18 protein-coding genes are annotated in these 20361 nt (G+C 34.2%); 2 read left to right on the top strand and 16 right to left on the bottom strand.

The features are described 5' to 3' along the window. Positions 1 to 375 precede the first annotated feature (375 nt). Positions 376 to 1299, top strand: a complete 924-nt coding sequence (locus ARB69_RS16085; protein ID WP_055154242.1) for a helix-turn-helix domain-containing protein — start codon at positions 376 to 378, stop codon at positions 1297 to 1299. Positions 1300 to 1471: 172 nt separating this feature from the next. Further along, positions 1472 to 1705, top strand: a complete 234-nt coding sequence (gene tnpA, locus ARB69_RS28490) for an IS66 family insertion sequence element accessory protein TnpA (protein ID WP_420319457.1) — start codon at positions 1472 to 1474, stop codon at positions 1703 to 1705. Here tnpA and ARB69_RS26760 read toward each other — a convergent pair. The 16 genes from ARB69_RS26760 to ARB69_RS16010 all read right to left on the bottom strand — a co-directional run bounded on the left by ARB69_RS26760 (position 1670) and on the right by ARB69_RS16010 (position 20253). Then, positions 1670 to 2158 (bottom strand): transposase, encoded by a 489-nt coding sequence (locus ARB69_RS26760; protein ID WP_157355654.1) that lies wholly within the window; start codon positions 2156 to 2158, stop codon positions 1670 to 1672. The genes tnpA and ARB69_RS26760 overlap by 36 nt on opposite strands. 110 nt (positions 2159 to 2268) lie before the next feature. Next, a complete protein-coding gene (locus tag ARB69_RS28320; protein ID WP_129879133.1) occupies positions 2269 to 2715 on the bottom strand; it encodes a helix-turn-helix domain-containing protein in 447 nt (148 codons plus the stop codon). Positions 2716 to 2886: 171 nt separating this feature from the next. Beyond that, entirely contained in the window at positions 2887 to 3861 is a 975-nt protein-coding gene (locus ARB69_RS16075) for a glycosyltransferase family 2 protein (protein WP_055154240.1), read from the bottom strand. Positions 3862 to 3881: 20 nt separating this feature from the next. Further along, entirely contained in the window at positions 3882 to 4880 is a 999-nt protein-coding gene (locus ARB69_RS16070; RefSeq protein ID WP_055154238.1) for a glycosyltransferase, read from the bottom strand. A 3-nt stretch (positions 4881 to 4883) separates the two neighbouring features. Further along, on the bottom strand, positions 4884 to 6089 hold the full coding sequence (locus ARB69_RS16065) for a Coenzyme F420 hydrogenase/dehydrogenase, beta subunit C-terminal domain (RefSeq protein ID WP_055154236.1): 1206 nt from the start codon (positions 6087 to 6089) through the stop codon (positions 4884 to 4886). Positions 6090 to 6107: 18 nt separating this feature from the next. Beyond that, complete coding sequence (locus tag ARB69_RS16060) at positions 6108 to 7139, bottom strand: polysaccharide pyruvyl transferase family protein (RefSeq protein ID WP_055154234.1); 1032 nt, start codon at positions 7137 to 7139, stop codon at positions 6108 to 6110. Between the two features lie 11 nt (positions 7140 to 7150). Continuing rightward, entirely contained in the window at positions 7151 to 8662 is a 1512-nt protein-coding gene (locus ARB69_RS16055) for an MATE family efflux transporter (protein WP_055154232.1), read from the bottom strand. A 21-nt stretch (positions 8663 to 8683) separates the two neighbouring features. Beyond that, positions 8684 to 10483, bottom strand: a complete 1800-nt coding sequence (locus ARB69_RS16050) for a hypothetical protein (protein WP_055154230.1) — start codon at positions 10481 to 10483, stop codon at positions 8684 to 8686. Then, entirely contained in the window at positions 10484 to 11437 is a 954-nt protein-coding gene (locus tag ARB69_RS16045) for a glycosyltransferase family 2 protein (RefSeq protein ID WP_055154228.1), read from the bottom strand. It lies immediately after the preceding gene. Between the two features lie 15 nt (positions 11438 to 11452). Further along, positions 11453 to 12472, bottom strand: a complete 1020-nt coding sequence (locus ARB69_RS16040) for a glycosyltransferase family 2 protein (protein ID WP_055154226.1) — start codon at positions 12470 to 12472, stop codon at positions 11453 to 11455. A gap of 5 nt (positions 12473 to 12477) precedes the next feature. Then, complete coding sequence (locus tag ARB69_RS16035; RefSeq protein WP_055154256.1) at positions 12478 to 13458, bottom strand: glycosyltransferase family 2 protein; 981 nt, start codon at positions 13456 to 13458, stop codon at positions 12478 to 12480. A gap of 17 nt (positions 13459 to 13475) precedes the next feature. Next, the gene (locus tag ARB69_RS16030) at positions 13476 to 14795 is read right to left on the bottom strand and encodes a UDP-glucose dehydrogenase family protein (protein ID WP_055154254.1); all 1320 of its coding nucleotides are present in this window, start codon (positions 14793 to 14795) and stop codon (positions 13476 to 13478) included. A gap of 87 nt (positions 14796 to 14882) precedes the next feature. Beyond that, the gene (locus tag ARB69_RS16025) at positions 14883 to 16745 is read right to left on the bottom strand and encodes a hypothetical protein (RefSeq protein WP_055154224.1); all 1863 of its coding nucleotides are present in this window, start codon (positions 16743 to 16745) and stop codon (positions 14883 to 14885) included. A gap of 3 nt (positions 16746 to 16748) precedes the next feature. Further along, positions 16749 to 18212 (bottom strand): flippase, encoded by a 1464-nt coding sequence (locus ARB69_RS16020; RefSeq protein ID WP_055154252.1) that lies wholly within the window; start codon positions 18210 to 18212, stop codon positions 16749 to 16751. 5 nt (positions 18213 to 18217) lie between these two features. Continuing rightward, entirely contained in the window at positions 18218 to 19243 is a 1026-nt protein-coding gene (locus tag ARB69_RS16015) for a glycosyltransferase family 2 protein (protein WP_055154222.1), read from the bottom strand. An 11-nt stretch (positions 19244 to 19254) separates the two neighbouring features. Then, positions 19255 to 20253 (bottom strand): glycosyltransferase family 2 protein, encoded by a 999-nt coding sequence (locus ARB69_RS16010; protein WP_055154220.1) that lies wholly within the window; start codon positions 20251 to 20253, stop codon positions 19255 to 19257. Positions 20254 to 20361 lie beyond the last annotated feature (108 nt).

Genomic DNA, 20361 nt, shown 5'->3' with positions numbered 1-20361 from the left:
AACTTGTAGTTTTCTGGAGTTATTATCTCATAGATAGATAAAACTAGCACGGTACTAGTGATTTACCGTATACGCATATTCAGACGCAAACTGCATGACTAACGGATGGAATGGAATATAATCCACTTTTTCACCATTCAAAAATTTTAAGGTTCTTTCTCTGCCATTCATTTGATACCCTCCTAATAAATAACTTTAAACAGTTGTGATTTATTAGATAATACCTTATATTACGCAATAAAAACATACATTTTCTTACGTGATATTTGTAAGAAAATCCATTTTGTGTTATATTTTATAGGAAAGTCAAGGTAAAGTGTTTTGGTTGAAACAATAAGACTTTGAGCCTTACAAACAGAAAGAGTGGAAGTAGATATGCAAAAATCATTTCAGCAGACTTTACTGAATAAAACAATTCAAATAGATAATATCGTTAGTTTTTTTTACTGCGATCTTAATCCTAAATTTACATCCATCGGAGAAACTCATAACTACTGGGAATTTATTTACGCTGATATTGGGAGTGTAGAAATCATTACCGGTTCTAAAACTGTTATACTTGAAGAAGGCCATATTTATTTCCATGCGCCTAATGAATATCACCGGCATAGATCGATAAAGAACATAAAAGCTTCCATATGCAACGGAGCCTTTTATTACGAGGGTAATGCCCTCGATAAAATAGCTGATCAACCGATTTTTCTTACAAATTCTACGAAACAATATTTTTTTAATGCACTGAAATACTGCAGTGAGATCTTTTCCTCTGTTATTGATACAAAAGAGCTGATCTACCAGGTAATTTCACCTGACCACAGCCTGGCACAAGAACAGCTGCTGCTTAATAATTTAGAATCCTTTTTGCTGGAGTTGCTGATATCTATGGATACTCTTACATATCCGGAACGTCATGTGCCTGAAGATGAATATCCGCCTTTGGTAGGCGAAGCAATTATGATAATGAGACAATGTCTTTTTTCTTCCCTTACGCTCTCTTCTCTCTGTCAAAAACTGCACTGTTCGAAGTCAACTTTATCTGAAGTATTTAAAAAGTATACCGCCTCAACCGTTATGAATTATTATACGCAGCTTAAAATAGATAAGGCAAAAGAACTGCTGTGCTTAGGCACTTATAATATAACCCAGGTATCAGACTTTTTGAATTTTTGTAATGTGAATTATTTTTCTAATCAGTTTAAACGGTATACTAATTTAAAGCCCAGTGAATACTGTAAAAGTCTTAAGAATAAGAACTGTGTACAGCTTTTAGAATTGACGAAATGCTCCTCTGTACATTAATGTAAATATATAGTAATAGACCTGGTTTATAATCTGTTTCTGATTATTACGATGCGACTGGTTTCCTCTGCATGTTATGGGTATACGGTAAATCACTAGTACCGTGCTAGTTTTATTTATCTATGAGATAATAACTCCAGAAAACTACAAGTTTTTTAATGGAGTTGTCCCTATGGATAATATTACTCATCAGATCCGTGCAGAGCACTGGACCAAAATCATGAATGAATGCATAAACAGCGGGATGCCTAAAACTGCTTGGTGCAGAGTTAATGGGTTCTCAGAAAAGCAGTTCTTCTATTGGCAGAGGAGCCCTGCGAAGGGAAATGTATATTACGGTGAAAATGGGTTCTTCCGCATATTTTGGTATTTATACACTAGGACGATACATAAGCTTTGCTTCTAATAACTGATAGCTGCATCGGCCATATCTTGTACGCTTTATCATTTTCAATTTGTTACTTGTCCCCTCAACAAATCCATTAGACAGAGGGTTTGTAACCGAATTTTCAACTGCTTCAATTAATTTTTCAAGACCAGCTGCAAAGCGGGATAATTCCTGTATTTCTGATAGTTTATACTTTTCAATGAATAAATAAAGCAGCACCATACTTTTTTGATTATACATATTTCGGAAGTCTCGGATACATATATCTAAGTGACGGATTTTAGGATAATGCTCCATAATATAAGTGCAATTCGCCTTGCTCAAGTCACTATTCATCCAAAGTAAACGAAAAATGCCCGCTCGTGAAATATGGTCATATTGCTGCAGTTTCTCCCGTTTTTGAATAACCTCTGCGGAAGAGCTTTTATAAACAGCTATATCAATATGCTCTCGCTTTATGATTTTATTCATATAATCATAGGCAGCCGAATGCTTACCCTTATAACCTTTTTGAGCAGATGACAATAGACATCTTTTCTGCTCACACTTGCGTTCAGCTCTTTTACGATATCATCGTAAAATCAATCCATACCGCTCCTAAAATCTCTATTGCATAGGGATTCATAGTCGCCATTAAGATACTTGTTGACTGTATTACGGCCACAATGCAAAATTTTAGCGATTTTTCTTTTACTATATCCGGCAGCGGCGTATTCTCGAATGCTGTTATATAGTTGTACACTTTTAGGATTATACTCTATTAAATTATCCACAGCCTCAGGCATTTTTTTACCTCTCTCCACAAGAGGAGCCGAAACTGCTGCTTCTGCATAAGTTAAAGAAGCATCTTTGGGAATTTTTATGTCCACTGGCACTGTTGAATTTATTACACTCTTTACTGCCTCCAGAAGATTTTGATGCAAGTGGAACCGGTCTGCACTCTGCATACAATCCGGCAAGATTTCTTCCACAGCCTTCGCAGATGCACGATCACGAGTTACTGTTGTTACCTGCTTATTATGAGTCAGCCATGCTTTTAGGGCAGATCCCTCCCGTCATACCAGAACAGCAACAGGAATATGGGAATTTTCATCGACAATAATCGTTCCATAAGTATGCCGTTTTTTTAAGCAAAATCATCCACACCAACATGGCTTCCACTTGGTATCTCCATCACTGAATGTTATATCAAATGTATTTCATAAATTCTTCTTAAGAGAATATAAAAATCTCATTGGCTTATTACCGAATATTGCTAAAACAATTAAAATCTTATTCACTATTTTTACATCGCCGTCTTTTATAACTTCTTTACCATATTTCTTCAAATTACTTTTTATTAATAAATATTCTTTTTTATACTTTCTTTTATCTGTAATCTGCATATAAACATGTAAGTTTGACCATAAAAAACGTGCTTTAGCGGCAGTTGAAATTTCGGGATAATTATTATCAACAAATCTATATAAACTGTATGTATTTTCAACATAGTCCATTTTACTTAAAGTAAATTTAGCCCTCACTATACCATTCTCGCGTTGATAATAGCAATATTTAATCCCCTTTCCAAATGCTATTGTATTAGCCTTGGAAAACACTAAATAAATTATTGCAATGTCTTCATATAATTTACCATATGGAAATCTTATGTCTTCAAAACATTTTACATTATATAATTTAGCGTATGCAGAAGATGTATAATCTTTTTGATAGCATAATTTTTTAATTGCTTCTTTGGAATCCATTATAACTATTTCATCATTTGTTTCACAAAACTTATAAGTTTCATCAGACGTTTCTTTACTAAGACATATAGATATTTCTGCATTATTATCTACAATAAGTTTATAGAGATATTCTATATAGTCATTTGCTATAAAATCATCACTATCTACAAAAGTTACATATACACCATGGCAACTATTTAGACCTTTATTTCTAGCATCAGACAAACCACCATTGGTTTTATGAATAACAAGGATTCTATCATCTTTCTTTTTATAAGCATCACAGATAACCCCGGAATTATCCGTTGATCCATCATCGATTATAACTATTTCTATATTTGTATATGTCTGTGATAAAATTGAATCTAAACATCGTTCAATATAAAGTTCAACATTATAAACAGGAACAATAATGGATATTAACGGTTTTAACTTTTTATCGTTCAATTTTATTAATTCCTCTCTTACTAATCATAATGATTTTGAAAAAATTCTCTAATTATATCAGCAAGTATTTTGCTTGATCCTACAGGAACAAAGATATGCTTTGAATCTTCTTCAAATAATTCATGATTCGCAACTGTATCGCCTAATACCATTGGTTTATTCATAGCTTCATAAATATAAGCTTTGCCTGGTATTGTTCTTTTAGCCTTGTTTACATTTGCAGAAAAATGTCCTGCTAAACATAGATCAGAAAATGCAATATAATTTGCAAGTACATTCTGTTCCAACCATGGGATATATGTTACTGTATCGTAATCTACGGTTTTAACTTTATTTTGTACTGGTCCAATTATAATAAAATGTATTTGCTTTATATATCTAAGTTCAGAAATTGTATTCATTACAACGTCAATGCCCTGAACTGGAAGAATTGAACCGAAATATAATACAATTTTTTTTCCCTTCCACATAATCGGTTTTTCTATTTGCATTGGGTAATAAATATCTCTGTCTGCTTCTAAGTAATTAACGTAACAATTGTCTTTAACTGCTCCTAATTCTTTACAAAAATATAATGCATGAGCTACGGTATCAGTAATAATCCAATTAGATTTTTTTATTGTAATCATGTCTATTTTCTTTAGGATAAGTGCTATTAATGAATTTACTTTGATTTTTTTTCTATCATCTACTATAGTGTCATATATAGATATAAAAAAATCTGTTAATACATCTTTTTTATTCCATTTCCATGATAAAAAAGGAAGTATCATTTGAGCCATAAAACCCACAAAAACCATATCACAATCTTTAAAACTAGTTGTCAATATAGATTTATAGACCTTTAAAATACGACTAAAATATTTTTTGTCCGAATAGCATATAATTTTATATGATGAAGCTAATCTCTTAACCATTAGTATTTCTTCATTTATTCTTATATAATCACTATTCTTAGTAGCTATATAAACAATATTCTTATTTTTTATCATCTGTTGTAAATCATCTTTTTTCTTCATAAACTATACCTTATTGTTTGTTATTCGGATAAAGGACTTAATCCATCTTTTCATGTAACCATATTCAATTCCAAATCTAGATCCCTTTAATCGCTGTAATAAATTCCTTTTCTCTGGATAGCAATATTTTTCAATGACATACTCGTACCCCAGTTCAAAAAAGTCATTCCAAAATGCCTCTCTTAATTCAGGTTTTTCGAAACTTTTACTTAAACAAGTATTTCCAGCTACCGCTTCTTTTATATTTTTTTTATGTGAAACAAGTCCTTCAATTATTTCATTGTATAAACTTCTCCCCTTTTTTGAATTTATTATACACATAGAAATACCTTTATCATTATCTCTGGCTTTCCAGCTATCTCTTCTATATCCCCAAAAATCAGCAATTGTTAAATCTGATATTCTATCTACATTTGTGTATATACAATCATAGCAAGAATTCCTTAAATAAAGGTTTCGTAAAAACCCTCTAATGTAAACATCTTTATATGTAGATTCTTTATAAACCATTCCAGTACTAAACTGAATCTTCATACAAAATTCTTCCCAACCTTTTGTTTTATCTCGAAACCATAACCTTTGTGGAGTTCCTTTATACTTTTTCTCCATATACATAAGGTATTCTTTAAAAATTTTAGGTGAAGGGACTCCATGACAAACAAGATCACAACATATTAAATCCTCATAGTCTTTTCCTAGATAATTTCTTAAACCTGCAACTTGACATGGTGTACCAGTAAATAAAACTGGGGTTTGTCCTTCAAGATCCCTTTTCACTTGTTGAAAGCATGTCCCTATTTCACTTTGAACATATTTAGAACCTCGCATATTTTCTAAATCATTTAAACAAGTTCCTCTAAAATGTACAACCCTCCCATCCGCCTCTACTTTAGCGCCATACACCCTACCATTTTTCTCTAATATCTTAGTAGCTAATACTGTAAACACTCCTCCTGATGAGCTTTTAAATCTTATGCCTTCATCTTTACACCAACAAGCATAAACTTCTTTTGGAAAATTGTAAGGCTTTACCCTTTTTAAAATAGGGCATACATTTTGGCATGCTCCACATTTAATACAACTTTCCTTATTGATATTTGGATGTTTGAATCCTTCCTCATCATCCACTATACTTATTGCAGAAATCGGACATTTATTAAAACATGCCATACACCCTGTGCATTTACTTTTTTCACACAAATATGTCATTTAATTTCACTCCTAAATCTATTCCAATAATTTTTTTAGCTTGCTATAATAGTTTTCATCAAAATAATCTTCTAACTTATAATCATATTTCGTTTCGAGCATTTGTTCGGCATATTCATATGCCTCATTTAATGATCTTGCGAATTTTACATATGATGAAAACGACTCAGGAAACCATTTTACTCCCGACTCTAATTTATGATCAGTTGATGCTAGTACAATAACTGGCGTTCCAGCGACTAACGAAAAAATAGTTCCATGATATCTATCAGTTATTACCAACTTGTACCCAGCATAACTTGTCCAAAGTTCATTCAAAATTTCTTCTCTATTCATCCTAATTTTTCTTATAGGAATCCCTAACGTCGTATCTGTTATATCTGTCTCTTCCTTCTTTTCTATTTGTTTTCTCAACTGCTCTATTTCTTCTGAACTATATAGCCCTTCTTTGTCATTTCTCATACAAAAAAGAACTTTTTTGCGTTCTCCCCCCCAATATCTTTTACCTATTCTACTAGTAACAATATCTGGAAATAATAAAGTTTTGACCCTCGGAAAAATATCATTTGCTGTTTCATACGAAGTTATATCCCTACACAACATCACCAAATTATGATGACCATTATAGATTTTTTTTGCTTTTTCTAATTCTAACTCATTACTATAATAAATAGTTTGTGGAAATGCTATCAGCTTATTATTTCGAAATTCCTGGACTACTTTTCTCTGTAGTTTTTCTTCTAACATGTACAAATCCGTTGTATGATAACCACTGTGCAGAAATACTAAATCTTGCGAATGTATGTATCTTTTTACTATATTAACAAATTTAAAATCACATTTATTCGCCATTAATGTTTCTAAAATTATGATAGTATATTCAGGATAAGTTCTTTCTAGCCATTGTCTAATACACAGTGTCTGTGCCTGATCCCCCATATTAGAATGATATGGAGCTCCAAATACAAATATCTTCTTATTTTTTCTAGATTTTAAAATTTGAAAATAAGTTTTTAAATAAAACTGTATACTAAATATTTTCTCAAACATATTCTAACCTCTTACTTTTTCCTGATAAGCTCCAATATTGATTTTCTGTCCTTTTTACTAAATAATATAATAAAATTAATTGGCATTGTTATTATTACTGAAATACATGCAGAAAATATAAAATTCACCCAAGAATTACATATAATAAATTGTTTTATAATTATACATATTATGCACATAGTGATAGTGCAAAATATTCCTTTTATTATTGCAATATAAAAACTATACCATTTAATTTCTAAACATTTTGCTGCATAAAGTGGTGTAAATATTGTATTTCTAATTATTCCAACAAGTGCTGCCACTAAAGGTATTGCAAATATCCCCAAGTTTGTAAATCTTAATAATAAAAGTACCGCACTAACATTAAAAATTCCACTTACTAACAATACAAGTGCTGGCGTTTTCAACTTACCTGTCACAGTATACACATTAAAAATAGTGTTTACACTGCCTGTAATAATCATAGGAATAATAGTGAGCAATGATAATTTATGTAACAGTATAGCGTCTTCACCTGGCACCCACAGCATAAAAAATTCTTTTCCGTTTATCATCAAAAATGCAATAGGCAAAGTTATAAGCCACCCCATAATCTGCACGGAAAAATTTACGCGTTCTGAAAGTTTTTCTTTTTCATTCTTAGCATATAAAATAGTAAATTCTGGAATGAATATAGAGACTAAAACACCAACCAAGCTTTGTATTAATGTAGGTATATTTTTTGCAATCGAAAATTGTCCTCCTGCTGTTGCTCCCAAACAAACATTTGCTATTAATAAATCTAACGAAGTCAATAAAACTACACTTAATTGATTTATAGAATTCCAAACCCCTAACATCAAAAGCTCTTTTATGGCCGAGATCTTAAAAAACTTTCGCTTTATTTTAATCTCTGGCAATAATCTTTTAGTATAATATAAATTCCCCAGTGTCAGAATCGCTGTCGAAACTATAGCGCTCAGTGAGACATAATATAAGTGTGGCTTAAATAGCACAAACAAAACAATAATTAAAAGAACCCTAGCCAAATTCCCTTGTATTGTTTTAAGTGAACTTAAATACAACTTGTTTTTCGCAAATGTTGCTACTGAAAACACATTACCTATCAATGATATGACTAGATTAATCCCTACAAAGGTAAAAGTTATTTGCACATCTGAAAGAACCTCTATCGGTACATTTAAAATACTGTCTATATATAAAACCATCAAGATCCCGGGTATGGTTAAAAACATGGACAATACGGTATTCGCAATCAAAACCGATGTGAAATATTCATTTGCCCCGTGATTATTATTTTTTTGCAATTCAATAGTAATAAATCTACTAGCCATTGCATTTAACGCAGCTGTAAAAATACTTATATACTGGATAAAATTATTAGCTATTGGTATAAAACTATAAGCCTCACTACCTAGTTTAGCTATAATATATGGCGTAAGCAATAAATTTATCCCCAAATTTACCCCAAATGAAATCAATGATGATATCATATTAATAAAAAGCTGTTTGTTTTTCATAAAAATCCCTTATTAATTTATCTATTCATGCAATTGCATTACTTCTATCCCTAAATTTTCTATAATATCTAAATTTTCTTTGCCTTTTACATAAATATATTCGTTTTCATCAATCTGACCATAATATATATCTAAATCTCCTATTGCATTTGTATTATCCAGAAATTGCGAGAATAAAATAAATTCATCTGCATAATTAATATCTGTTTTAATTAAGCTTTCTTTTAAAAGGAATTGTAGTTCTTCCTTTAATGCTCTATCGCCTTGTACATAAATTTCTTTAATATTATTGCAGATATCTTTATGTTCATCTACAACTTTAGCAAATCCATTTATTGACTGATAATTATCCTTCTCTATATTTAAAACTGTAATTCCTGTATAAATATACTTATAAATAAAGAACAATGAAAATAGAAATATTATAGATTGGTATGATTTTTTGTAGTGTAAAACTATAATTACATATACAAATAGTATAATAGAAACTACAACTGCAGGAAAATATGTTCGCATGCCACTTGTAATATCAAATATACTTTGAAATGAAAAAGGTCTAAAACTTGATGCCGCCGTACCAGCTGATATGATGTATGGAAAAATAAACGCAAACCAAACTACACATAATAGTACTTTTGCCCATATAATATATGGGACATATTTTTTGTTTTCGTGCCACTTTTCTTTTAAATAAATAGATCCTAAAAGAAGCATAGGTCCTACATAAGACATATAATATCGTAAATATGTTACCCCTCTATATGCATCAGCATTGCTACTTCTTCTTTCCATAGCCTCTTTTACTCCTTGAAGCCAATTAACAGATTGCCCACCAATCGTAATCGCTACGCAAACTAAAGTAAACACGAACACTATAAACATAATCGTATCTTTTTCTGTTTTTTCACTCTTGCAAAATACTTTATAAATAAATACAACTGCTATTATAAAAAGGAAAATTAATAACCCTCCTGTAAAAACATCTCCAGTAAAAAGTTGACCTAAAATAATACTTATCCAGGCTTGCCAATATTCCGGTTTTAGGATATTTAATAGGCCACCGTTATAAACAGCAGTATTTCCTAAATTTTCAGAAGAGGTTATCCATAACCACTCAACTTGATGTTCTATAAATATATTAATAAGGATATATACTATTATCCCCATTATAGAGAATACTTTCCAATTGACTATCCATTTTCTATAAGCAATAAAATATAAAATTATAACAAATACTACAGCTATCCATAAAGTAATTGCCCTATTATGTATTAACATTGCATATGTTAATATAGTTAATAGTAAAACCGTATATAACATCACTTTTTTCTTGTTATCTTGATTTGCATCCAATAATAACAATAATAGTAAGACACACCAACATATAAGTACGTAAATATGCTCGTTATAGATATATGTTACTGGAAGTATAACAAAATATGAAGCGAGCACAGCCATAGGAATACGGAGGCCTCGCTTCTTTATATTGCTGAAGTTTATAAGTATAAAATATGCGATTATAGAAATAAGCGAATTCATAATTACACATATAAATAAAATAGAGCGGTATAAAACCACCGGACTATCGATCATTCTAAACAATGGGAAGAATAGAGAATAAAAACCCATACCATAATATCTTCCACCATCTAAAATTCCTGTCCAATCGAAACCTGCTATTTTGGCAGCGCTGGCCAAAGTCCAAATTTCATCTCCGATTATGTTAAAAGGGTATGCATAAAATACTAATACCAATTTAGGTATTATCGATAAGGCACTAATTAAAAGAATTTCATTAATCCGTTTATTACTATTTTGCATCTAACTAATCATCCTTTGTTTTAAAATAGAATATATTGGTTCAAAATAATAAAACATACTATATTTTAATTTCTTCTTTTTCGGCATAGGACTTAAATACACGTTTTCTTTTAGATATCCTTTATATACTTTTTTCAACTTCCTAGCCTCAACCTTTTTATTTATTGTCTTTAAACCCAAAATGTTTCTAGAGAGAGCACTCATCAAATACTGTAATGACTGAATATACAAAATTTCATTTTCTTTTTTAAAATAATTCATTCTTTCCTCAAATGCTTGGATTACATCTTTAGTTCTGATACTATAACCTTGTCCTATAATGCTTTCTTGTCTTTGGTAATAATAATAAGTTTTAGCTTTAGAATAAACACATCTAGACATTGCATACAAGATTTTATATGTTACATATTCATCTTCGTGTATACGTCCTTTTGGATACTTTAGATCTTGAAATACTGATTTCTTATATAATTTATTCCAAGCGACAACAATATCGATATAGTTATCTTTGTCTTGTTTGATTAATAATTCCTTACCAGATATTATCTCAATATCGTTATCTAATACACCCCATTTAAACTCTTCACAATATCCTTTAATATGTGAAGCGATTGAAATATCTGCATTATTTTCAACAAGGTTTTTATATAATAACAGTATTGTATTTGGATGTATATAATCATCAGAATCTAAAAGGTATATATATTCTCCCTTTGCAGCTTCAATACCTGCATTTCTGGCATCAGAAAGTCCGCCATTTTTTTTATGAATGACTCTTACCCTCAAATCCTTTTTTTTATAATTATCACATATTTGCCCACATCTGTCTAAACTTCCATCATCAACTAGAATTATTTCTAAATACGAATAACTCTGTTTCATTACAGAATTTATACAACGATCAATTTCTTTTTCTACCATATAAATTGGAATTATTACACTTATCAATTCCATAATACACCACCATAATTAATATATTATTTTTATTATTTTATCAATTATCCAAAAACAATGTCCTTTTGCTAAAATCCCCATAAAAATTAATTGAGGTTTTAAATTAAAAAGATTAGCCTTTTTAATACATTCCATAAAAGGTTCCGTATTTATTAACTTTTTTGCCTCTTTACTTCTTATACTATAAGATAATGTATTATTCTTATGAAAAATATCTAGTTTTAACGCATATAAATACTGGCGAACTCCCATTTTATAATACGCATCCATAACTTCTGGTTCATTAACTACTATTCTATGCATCATAGTCATAAGTTCTAACATTTGTTTACTCTTATTTGGTTTATATGAATTCATTATAGATTCATTATTTTTTCTATAATAGTATCCTATTGTTTCAACATACATAAGTTTGCTTACATATCCCAAAATTATATAATTGAAGTATATATCTTCCCCCCAACTAAGATTCTCTGGAAATCTAACATTATTAGAAATAATCACTTCTCTTTTATAAAACTTTGCAACAGGACCATGAAAAATAAAGCCTCTTTTTATATATTTATTAATATATGTACTATCACTATTAAGCAGCCCCATTTTGACCTTATATGGCAAAAATTCCCCACATGCTTTGCCGTCCTTATAATCCAGTATTTCTTTTTCCTCCTTTACATATTCCGATGTAAAGTAAAATATATCAATATCATCACTTACTTTTTCTAATACTTTAATATAGGTTTCACTACAAATCCAGTCATCGGCATCTACAAACGTTATCCACTTCCCTCTAGCAATTTCTATACCTCTATTTCTTGCTGAAGAAGGTCCACCATTTTTTTTGCTAATATATATATAACTACTATGTTTTTTTATATAATAATTACATATTTCTACCGATTGATCTGTTGACCCGTCATCAACCATAATAATTTCAGCTTTATCAGCTAATCCTTCCAAAGATTTAAGGCAATAATTTAAATATTTTTCTGCATTAAATATAGGTATAATTATAGATAATTGGATATCTTGCATTATACTTACCTCTCATTCTTTTTACATGCTTTAGCCTCTTCATGTCCTTTACCATAATCCATCTTACGCAACTCAAACTGTATTTCTTCTAGCAATTTTCTATTAGCTGAAATAACATCTCCTAATAATCCGATTACTCCACATAGAACAGCTATAATAATCAACATACTCCCTAGTATTAATGATTGTACATGTCCAGATCCAGCTCCCATACACATAAATACAATAAATCTAATTCCCAATGCTAATCCAGCAACTCCGAATACTGTTGCAATGCACGCGAAACAATATAAGGGCTTATACATCATTAATGCCCGTCCTATTGTTAGCATTGATTTTTTTACATATCCGAACATGCTACTAAAAAGTCTTGACGGTCTGAGCTCTGCATTCGTCCGTATTGGCACTGAGGTTACGGCCATTTTCTGCCTTCCTGCTTGTACAATAGTTTCTAGCGTATAAGTATACTCGTTTATAACATTCAATCTCATAGCAGTATGGCGACTGTAAGCTCTAAATCCACTTGGTGCATCTGGTATATCTGTTTTAGAAGCTTTCCGTACTACCCAACTTCCTAAATGCTGCAACCTCTTTTTTAGCGGTGAGAAATGTTCAGTTTTATCAATAGGACGTTCCCCCACTACCATCCCCGCCTCACCACGCAGAATAGGCTGAATCAATTTTTCAATATCCGCCCCACAATACTGGTTATCAGCATCCGTATTAACAATGATATCTGCACCATTCCTTAAACATGCATCGAGACCTGCCATGAAGCCCCTGGCAAGTCCCTTATTATTTCTGAAATTAACGACATAATTCACGCCCCAGTTTTTAGCGACTTCTACCGTATTGTCTGTGCTCCCATCATTAATAATCAAATATTCTATTATATCAACACCCTCGATATGTTTAGGCAGATCGTTTAATGCCACTTCTATTGTTTCCGCCTCGTTAAAACAAGGAATTTGAATAATCAATTTCATAGTTTTCCCCTCGTGTTTCATATATTTTTAAGTAATTCCTGATTTACAGCACTTCTGCCTATAGAATCATAAACTACTTTTGTATTCTTCATTTGTTCTAATGTGTAGCAGTTTCTTCCGTCCAGAACAATTGCCTTATTCATCAATGCCTCATATTTTCGGACATCAAACTGTTTCACTTCATCCCATTCCGTCAATATCAAACATAGATCCGCACCTAAAATAGCGTCTTCTATGCTATTGCAGTATTGAATCTTTTCCGGAAAATACTTTTTAAAATTCTCCATTCCAACTGGATCCCATACTCGTACATGCGCTCCATCTTCTAATAGCAACGGAACATTAACCAAAGAAGCCGCTTCCCTTAGATCATCAGTCCCTGGTTTAAATGTACATCCCAAAACAGCAACATTTAAAAACAGAAAATCATCATAATACTTTTTCGCCTTTTTTATCAGTTTAAACTTTTGATTTTCATTCACTTCTATTGCAGCACGAATGGTTCTTATTTCGTTATCATTAAAATTAGCAAGCCAATTCAAAGCCTTCGTATCTTTTGGAAAACAGGAGCCACCATAGCCAATGCCAGAATTCAAAAATTTATTTCCTATCCTGGCATCATAACCCATTCCATCAGTTACTTCTTCTATATCTGCCCCAACAATCTCGCACAGATTAGCAATCTCATTAACATAGGATATTTTCAAAGCAAGAAAATCATTAGATGCATACTTAATCATTTCCGCACTTCTTCTCTTCACAACAAGTTTAGGCGCATCAAACTCCTTATATACCTTCTTTAATATTTCCCCAGGGACTTTATCTTCTACGCCGATTACGATCCTGGCCGCATGTAAAGTGTCCCTCACAGCAGTTCCCTGAGAAAGAAATTCCGGATTAGATGCCACATAAATCTTCACATCATTTTTCTGTTTGTCGTGAATATAAGCTTCGATCTTATCATTCGTTCCAATCGGCACGGTCGACTTCACGACAACAACACAGTCCTGCTTCGCACTTTCTGCTATTTGCTTAGCAACTTTATATACATAGGATAGATTTGCTGAACCATCCTGCTTCTCTGGAGTCCCCACCCCTATAAAAATCACTTCGGCATCTTGATATGCCTCTTGATAATCTGTCGTAAATGTAAGATGCTCTAAGCTTTCCGTCATCAATTCCGACAACCCTGGCTCATAAATGGGAGAGTTTCCCGTTTGCATGATCTCCACCTTTTTTTTATCTATATCCACGCACGTAACATCATGTCCTTTACTAGCCAGACAAACTCCTGTAACAAGACCTACGTACCCAGTACCAGCAACCGCTATCTTCATTTCACCTTCCCCATTCTTCATTTGTTTTTTGGCAAATTTCGACATGCTCTTAAATAATATAACACACTTCCGTCATAATTTCTACCCTTAATAACCGGCTGTCAATGTTATACCAGTTTCTCCTATCTTTTCCTTTAGTTGATCTCCGAGCACATAAATGTATTCATGCTCTGCTATCTTACCACATAAATATCCCTCATCTATAAGTTTCGACCATTCCTTTGGATTCTGACACAAAAAGATAGCTTCCGTCTCATTTTTTGGCGGTTCAGCAGAAACTACAGGCTTGTCTAATAAATTGAATTGATATAGATATTTTGTCTGCTGTCCAATTCCTCCTACACGGCCATCCTCAACATATATCTTATCAGGTAAAACCGCTTCTTTCTTAAGGTCATTAAGAAGCTGTACGCTATCATCTACATAAGTATAATTTTTTTGCCCCCGGTATCCCTCATGATACAAAGCATTGAAACAATAACAATAAATAAGCATAATGCATAATAAACCTAGTATTATATGTGTTTTATTATACCTGTATAAAATATAACTGATAAGCAAAATAAGGAATACTATAAATGTACCTGGCAGATAAGTGCGAAGCCTAATCACATCTTCAAATCCTTTGGTTAATGAATAAGGTGCAAAATCCCAGCAGGAACCGTTAAACTCACTGATAAAAGGCAAGATACACACAACCCAATACCCCTGCAGCAATGCGGCAGTCACACAGACAACCGGATATAATTTGCCGAGTGCTTGTCTTTTATGATAAAAATAGGCGATACCTGCCATCAGCAACGGACCAACATAGGCCCCATAATAGCGGAAATAAGTTATTGCACGAAATGCATCAGGATCCCCCTCATAAAACATTGCACTCGTCACACCACCAAGCCAACTAATTGATTGTCCTCCGATTGTAACAATTACAGCAGCCATAAAAATACTTCCAACTACCATATATGGACTCATTTGATAAACTTCTGCCATATTACTTTTTGCTCTTATTAGGCCTCTCCACAAAAGAATCAGAATGGCAATGACCGCAAATATTGCCAAACCACCGGTTACAATAACAGCTTCGTTCAACTGTCCTATAATAATATTAACCCATGCCGGCCATGATTTTATGTCTTCCAGCAAATATCCTATTGAAAAAGAAACTCCTGTATTAGCAATACCAGAACTGGATGCTTTCACGAAATAATCTAACACAGCCTCCATCCCTTTTTGGCTAACAACAAAGGCTCCTGTCCCCATCACAAGGCACACTGGAATTGATACTAAAGTTTTCCGATAAGCCCACCCATAATAAACAACCCCAAATGCCACAGCCATCCAAACAGCCGTTGCGCGTGAATGTACAGTTGAAGCATAGAACAGAACCAAAACCAGAACAACTGTATATATAATCTTTTTCTTATAATCATCTACACATGAATTCATCCGCAGCAGCACCCAAGCCAGCAGCCACATTACCAGAACATAGATGAACTCTGGATAAGTATATACAGCTCTCACAGCTACCAGATAGGAACAGCATATAGAAGAAACGCATAATATTTTTTCATTGTCCACATGAAAATACTGCTTCATCAAATGATATGAGATTGGTGCACTGACGCTCTGAGCTAAAGCCATCAGTAAAACGATCATTCGATACAGTAAGATCGGATCATGTATCAATTTAAAAAATGGAACCAGCAGCACCGTATACCCATACCCATAATAGCGGTAGTCCTGCATAACCCCACTCCAGTCATATCCAACCAGCTTTGCCGCCGGCCCCATTGCAAAGATTTCATCCCCGCCAATAGATACTGGTACGGATTGAAGCACAAAAGGAAGCCTCGGTAAAAATGCTATGGCAAATGCCAGCCATATATATTTATTTCTGCAAATCGACTGAAGAGTTCTCTTGAACCATCCTTTATTATGCTGTTCCATTTTCTATCTCCTGTTCAGTTTATTCCTTATCATTTGATAACTGCTTTCTAATATCTCACATACAAAACTTTCCTTCTGCATTACGAGCATTCCCCCGTATATCCCGAAAAACACTACTGCCGATACGAACAGCTCCAAAAATAGATTCTTAATATTCAATAATTGTACAACCACACCACCAGCCATTGCAAGCGCAGACGCGACCAACACTTTCCGTATACTGATATCTTTTACAATTTTAGAAAGCGTATCCTTCAAATAGACGCATTGTACCAACAGCACGACAAATTCTGCCACGGTAGTTGCAATTGCTGCACCGTCTGACGCTATATAGGGGATCAACACTAAATTTAAAACAAAATCAGTTGCTGCACCGACAAGGATAGAATATAGGACTTTCTGTTCCCGCCCTGTAGGTATAAGCACCTGTATCCCCGTTATATTAGAAAGTCCAATTAAAATCACCGTAGGCATCAGATATTTCATGGGTGCAATAGCTCCGTAGAAATCTGTTCCGGCCAGCAGTAGGATAGACTCCTTTGCATACATCCAGAAATAAATAGTTACCCCAGTACCTAATAGTACAACAAAGTTACAGGCTTTTGCTATAATCTTGTAGAATTCTTCTTTATTTCCTGTTTCTGCATAGTAGGATAACCTGGGCAAAAGTACCGTCCCTAATGATGTAATGAGAGTGGTCAAAACTGTTTTCACTTTAATGCCTGCATTGTAATATCCTACATCTACATTTGTCTTCATCATCCACAGCATAACGGTATCCAGATTCGTGTATACACTGATTCCCGCTGAAGTGGCGAAAAAAATCATAATCGGTTTTAAGTGCTCTTTAAAACGGTAGCGCTGTGTCTTTTTTAAATCCACATATCTGCGTAAACGCAGGAAATTCAACACATAAGAACCGCCTCCCGCAAACACGCTGATAGCGCCGTAGACAATATAATCATCCGGGCTCTTTACCATCAGGAACATGAATACGATTGATATCACTTTAAAAATCAAAGTTCTGCTTGCAATGTACCCATACTCTTCCAATGCACTGTAAAGCCATGACACTCCTATAACATTAAGAAACAGCGATACACTGTTAATCAGAAGCAGTTCTCTTTCTGCTGCAAATTTAGGGACAACAGCCAGGAGAATTAAGAATGCAGCATACGTCAGCACCGTTGTTACCGTATTGATGATAAGAAGCTCCTGAACGGTTCTTGACAGTTCTTCCCTATTATCCCGTACTCTTGCACAGGCACGGATTCCATAAGTTGGGATCCCAAGCGATGCAAACATCGCGAAATATGTCAGCACCGATGCTGCCGACGATACCGCTCCGCTTCCTGCCGCTAAAAGTGTCCTGGATATATAAGGAAAGGTAATTAACGGAAATAAAATAGAAGATGCCGTCAGTATGAAATTCATAATGAAGTTAAACTTCACCGAATTTACCTTCAGGGCCATTATGCTTCCTCCATCCCGTTTCTCTTTTTCCCCATTTTCACTATCGTCTTATATCCCTTAAACCCCGTCCGCCGCAAAAGACTTAACGTTCCGCTCTCAAGCCCCGCAAGCCTGTAAACCTCGGGATTCTTCGCAAGCAGCTCCCTGTCAAATTCTACAAATTTCTGCTTCATTTCCTCATTCTCAACCGGATAACTCATGAAGATCGTAATCTGCTCCCCTACCATCTCCGCAATCCGTTTTGAAATATACTCAATTTTTTCTTTTTGGCTCCCCTCTTGTTTTGCATATTCCGTAACAAAATCTGTCAGATGCATGATCACATCTATATGATTCTGTATGTGCTTCTGATATCCCTGCATGCTGACACTCTGAGTCGCCTGAGCCAGACGGTACATATAAACATAAATATCAAAATAAGCAACCTTTTCCACATAAGGAACCGGATACAAAATATATTCTACATCAACATAGAAACAGTGCTCGTCCAGCCGGATATGATGTTCCTTGAGAATTGCCGAGCGGATTGCCAGCGAATGCATTGGGATCTGTGTCTTTGTTACAATATCACTAAAATCCCAGTATTCCCCGCTGCCCTGTTCCCTTTGCAGCATTTTAAACTCACGCGGTGTCCTCTCTTTTGTCTGATCGTCCACCTCATAATAATTACATACAACATAGTCTGCGCTGCACGTTCTCAGTTTCTCCACCATACAGACAAATCCATCTTTATCTACCCAGTCATCGCCATCGACCACTTTAAAGTATGTCCCTCTGCATTCCTCTATCCCCCGGTTAATTGTAGAACCATGCCCGCCGTTTTTCTTCGAAATCAGGCGGATGCTGTCCGGATATCTGTTCTCATATTCTTTTCCTATTGCAGCCGTACCGTCTGAAGAGCCGTCATCTACAATCAACACTTCTATATCCTTCAATATTCTTTCATCCAGAAAAGAATCCAGTGTCTGCCTTAAAAAACGTTCCACATTGTATGATGGAATAACTACTGATAATACCTTATCCATTGTCTTTTCTCCTATCGTCTTCTCATCTTGTCCGACTGTTTTCTCGCCCAGGACAGTACATTCATCATCCAGAACTGCCCTTTTTCCAGTATCCAGAACTGTATTTTTTCTTTCCTGCCCATATTTTTTATATAAGGATTCTTTCGAAACCCGGGAAACAGTTTTGCGGTTAAATCCCTGCACTTTTTCACATAGGGACTTTTCCTGTCATGATATATCATTTCCCTGGCAGGAATAAAATACATATTATAAAATGTCAGATACTCCAGTTCCCTGTGGAAAGTCTCAAACTGTCCGTTTTCCCGATAATAGTCCAGAACCCCCTCCACCATTTTTCTTCTGTGGGTGTAATTCTTTTCATCCTCCGTGCCGGTGGTAATAGAGCCTTCCCTTATCATATAATAATACAACGGTTCTCTTAAATATACAACATTGTCTGCCGTGAGAACTAATTTGGGAATCGTCCCCAGGTCCTCATAGCGGTATCCTACCGGGAAAAACAGGCCTGTTTTGGTAAAAAAGTCCCGGCGGAACAGTTTCGCACACACAGAAAGTGTCTGCAGCATCAGCTCCGGGTTCGTCTTAAGGCTGATAGGACGCATCTCCGGGAGATTACAGGCACATACCTCAACATCCCCATTTGGTTCCATCCGTTTATAGTCAAAATATACGATGTCACTGTCAAATTTTTCTGCTGCCGCCACTGCTTTCTCAATTAGCCTGCTGCCCACATAGTCATCACTGTCCAGGAAAAAAAGGTATTTTCCTGCAGCCTGTCCTGCCCCCACATTTCGTGCATCGCTCAGTCCCCCGTTTTTCTTATGGATTACCCGAATTCTGGAGTCTTCCTGTGCAAATTTGTCACACATCTCATTACTGCGATCCGTGGACCCATCATCCACCAGTATAATTTCCAACTCCTGATATGTCTGTGCTTTTATACTTTTTACACACTTTTCAAGAAAATCCTGCACATTATACACAGGAACTACAACACTTACCAATACCATGTGTATATTTCCTCACTTCCTGGCAGAGTTTATCACCAGTTTTTTATGGTTCTCAGCTGTTCAAATCCAGAAACAGCTGCCGCCATTCTATATATTAATCTGCGGCTT

The sequence above is a fragment of the Faecalicatena contorta genome (assembly GCF_001404335.1).
Classification (GTDB): domain Bacteria; phylum Bacillota; class Clostridia; order Lachnospirales; family Lachnospiraceae; genus Faecalicatena; species Faecalicatena contortus_B.
Note: the sequence above shows the minus strand (reverse complement) of the source record. Positions and strands in the feature narration are given on the sequence as shown.